A 3,305-nucleotide genomic window follows, 5' to 3' on the forward strand; every position below is an offset into this window, starting at 1 on the left:
CTCGGCCGAGGAGAACCGCATGAACCGCAAGACGACGTCCGCCGATCCCGAGCTCGCCCACAGACTCAGCCGACGCGGCGTGCTCGGTGTCGCGGCGGGCGCCACCGCCGCCGCCCTCGTCGGCGGCGCCGCCGCCCCGGCCATCGCGGGGGAGAAGGGCGGGAAGAAGGGCCGAGGCGGTCCCGTACTGCCGCCCGGACGGCTCGGCATCCAGCTCTACAGCCTCCGCGACAAGATCTCGACGCTCGGCTTCGCCCCCGTCTTCGCCGAGCTGGAGAAGTACGGCTACGACGAGATCGAGTTCGCGGGCTACACCCAGGGTTCGGCGGGCGCCATCACCCTCGCCCGGCTCAAGGCGCTGGCCCGCGACCACGGACTGAACCCCATCGGGTCGCACGTGGGCTACTACGACAACAACAACCCCAACGCCTACACGTTCGCCCAGAACCTCACCAAGGTCCTCGACGACGCCGAGGCGCTCGGCCTCAAGCACATCGGGACCGCGTCGGGGCCCTTCCGCTACGGATCGACCGTGGACGGCTGGAAGCGCGCCGCCGAGGACTTCAACACCTACGGCGAGGCGGCCCGAAAGCGGGGCATGAAGTTCTACCAGCACAACCACGCCGAGGAATTCTCCTTCGCCACGGACAAGCCGGACGTCCGCCTCTACGACGTACTGCTCGCCGAGACCGACCCCGACTCCGTATACCTGGAGATGGACATCTACTGGGCCTTCTGCGCCCAGTTCCGCTTCAGTAAGCGGCCCGACGGCAGGCCCGCCCGCCTGGAACCCCTCGACTACGTGCTGAAGCACCCGCACCGCTACCCGCTCTTCCACGTCAAGGACGGCGTCCGCGACGAGGCGACCACGGACGGTTACCGCATGAGTGACGTCGGGGACGGCGACATCGACTACAGGACGTTCCTGTCCAAGGTGACGGCACGCACCCACCAGGGGCGGCGCTACCACCACTGGCAGACCGAACACGACAACCCGGTCGACTCCCTCGCCTTCGCCCGCAAGTCCAGTGAGCACCTGCACTCCCTACGCTCCGGACGCTGCGGGGACTGACCCCCCGCGGGAGCGGAGGGGCCCGCGCCGCGATCTCGCGGGACGGGCCCCTCCGTGCGCCTGCCGCGTGCCCGCCGACCGCCGTACGGATACGCAGGTGAAAGGCACTCCGAAACCTTGGTATTGTTGTCCATGTCGCCGCGGGGAACACCCCCGCCAGGCGGCAGACACCTAGTCCGGGTGGCGGAATGGCAGACGCGCTAGCTTGAGGTGCTAGTGCCCTTTATCGGGCGTGGGGGTTCAAGTCCCCCCTCGGACACCAGTTGGAACACATAGGACCCCTGCGATGCAGGGGTCTTCTGCGTTTACGCCTCGTCACTCTCCGCCCACAGTGACCGCACGTGACCGAGGTGTCGCGCCATGCACTGTTCGGCCGCCTCGGCGTCGCCCGCCAGCATCAGGTCGAGGAGTTCTATGTGCTCCTCGGCGGACGGGGTGAGCTGGTCGCGTTCGTCGAGGGTCGTCAGGCCGTAGAGGCGGGAGCGCTTGCGGAGGTCGCCGACCGTTTCGACCAGGCGGTCGTTGCCCGAGAGGGCGAGGAGTGAGAGGTGGAAGCGGCGGTCGGCCTCCAGATAGGCGATGAGGTCGTGCTCGCGGGCGGCCCGGACGATCTCTTCGGCGGTCGGGCGCAGCACCTCCAGGTCCGCGCGGGCCGCGCTGCGGGTGATGCGGCCGATCATGGGCACCTCGATCAGCAGACGGATCTCCGTGTACTGGTCGAGGTCGCGCTCATTGACCTCCGTGACCCGGAAGCCCTTGTTGCGGACCGGCTCGACGAGGCCTTCTCGGGCCAGGTCGAGCATCGCCTCGCGCACGGGCGTCGCCGAGATGCCGAAGTCCTCCGCGAGGCCGGGCGCGGAGTAGATCTCGCCGGGGCGCAGCTCGCCGGAGATCAGGGCGGCCCGCAGGGCATGGGCGACCTGATCGCGCAGCCGCTCCCTGGCGGTGATCAGGTTCTTCTGCTTCAGGTGGCCCATGGTGTCCCCGTCCCCTCCGGATCATCACCGCGCCCGCGCGGATCACCAAAGTACAATGTCACGTTGCCAGTTGGGGCGGCGCTACGGGCATGCCCGCGGGACTCAGGGGGTGAAGCCCGTGGGGCTCAGAGGGCGAAGCCCGCGGGGAAGGGGTCGTCGGGGTCGAGGAAGTACTGGGCCGTGCCGGTGATCCAGGCGCGTCCGGTGATCCGGGGTACGACCGCGGGCAGGCCCGCCACCTCGGTGCTGCCGATCAGGCGGCCGGTGAACTCCGTACCGATGAAGGACTCGTTCACGAAGTCCCGCTCCAGCGGCAGTTCGCCGCGGGCGTGCAGTTGTGCCATGCGGGCCGAGGTGCCCGTGCCGCAGGGGGAGCGGTCGAACCAGCCGGGGTGGATCGCCATCGCGTGCCGGGAACGGCGGGCGTCCGAGCCGGGCGCGATCAGATAGACGTGCTTCAGGCCCGCGATGTCGGGCTGTTCGGGGTGGACCGGGCGGTCCGGTGAGGCGTTGATCGCCGCCATGATCGCGAGACCCGCCGTCAGCAGGTCGTCCTTGTGCGCGCGGTCGAAGGGCAGTCCGAGGGCGTCGAGGTGCACGAAGGCGTAGAAGTTGCCGCCGAAGGCCAGGTCGTACGTGACCGTGCCGTGGCCTGGCACCTCGGCCTTGCGGTCGAGGCCCACGCAGAACGCGGGGACGTTCGTGAGCGTGGCCGAGGTCGCCGCGCCGTCGGTGACGCTCACGTCGACCCGGATCAGGCCCGCCGGAGTGTCGAGGCGGACCGTCGTGACGGGCTCGGTGACCGGGACCATGCCGGTCTCCACCAGGACCGTGGCCACGCCGATCGTGCCGTGCCCGCACATGGGCAGCACGCCGGACACCTCGATGTAGAGGACGCCGTAGTCGGCGTCGGGGCGGGTCGGCGGCTGGAGGATCGCGCCGCTCATGGCGGAGTGGCCGCGCGGCTCGTGCATCAGGAGGGTGCGCACGTCGTCCATGTGCTCGATGAAGTGCAGCCTGCGCTCGGCCATGGTGGCGCCGGGGATCACCCCCGCGCCACCCGTGATCACTCGCGTGGGCATCCCCTCGGTGTGCGAGTCGACGGCGTGGAAGACGTGACGTGTACGCATGAAGCTCCCTTCGCGCAGGGGGGTGACTCAGTGGTGGCCTGCTGCCAGGGCCTTCTCGGTGGCTGCCCGTACGCGTGCCTCCGTGGTTCCGGTGAGCGGGAGGCGTGGGGGTCGGGTGGGGCCGCC

3 protein-coding genes, 1 tRNA gene and 1 pseudogene are annotated in these 3,305 nt (G+C 69.9%); 2 read left to right on the top strand and 3 right to left on the bottom strand.

The window, feature by feature from the left end; genetic code table 11:
• Positions 1–19: 19 nt before the first annotated feature.
• Together AB8Z36_RS33635 and AB8Z36_RS33640 are read left to right on the top strand one after the other, a co-directional pair.
• Positions 20–1,072 (top strand): sugar phosphate isomerase/epimerase family protein, encoded by a 1,053-nt coding sequence (locus tag AB8Z36_RS33635; protein WP_369217180.1) that lies wholly within the window; start codon positions 20–22, stop codon positions 1,070–1,072.
• Between the two features lie 174 nt (positions 1,073–1,246).
• A tRNA-Leu gene (locus AB8Z36_RS33640) sits at positions 1,247–1,334 on the top strand.
• Positions 1,335–1,377: 43 nt separating this feature from the next.
• Here the strand turns inward: AB8Z36_RS33640 and AB8Z36_RS33645 are convergent.
• The 3 genes and pseudogenes from AB8Z36_RS33645 to AB8Z36_RS33655 form a co-directional block, all read right to left on the bottom strand.
• Positions 1,378–2,049: a GntR family transcriptional regulator gene (locus tag AB8Z36_RS33645; protein ID WP_369217178.1), complete on the bottom strand. Its 672-nt coding sequence runs from the start codon at positions 2,047–2,049 to the stop codon at positions 1,378–1,380.
• Between the two features lie 125 nt (positions 2,050–2,174).
• Positions 2,175–3,179 carry a proline racemase family protein gene (locus AB8Z36_RS33650; RefSeq protein ID WP_369217179.1) on the bottom strand — a complete coding sequence of 335 codons (1,005 nt, stop codon included), beginning with the start codon at positions 3,177–3,179 and terminating at the stop codon, positions 2,175–2,177.
• A gap of 27 nt (positions 3,180–3,206) precedes the next feature.
• Positions 3,207–3,305, bottom strand: a pseudogene (locus tag AB8Z36_RS33655) (dihydrodipicolinate synthase family protein); the annotation flags it as partial.

Origin of the sequence: Streptomyces flavofungini (assembly GCF_041028215.1) — a bacterium.
GTDB lineage: Bacteria > Actinomycetota > Actinomycetes > Streptomycetales > Streptomycetaceae > Streptomyces > Streptomyces flavofungini_B.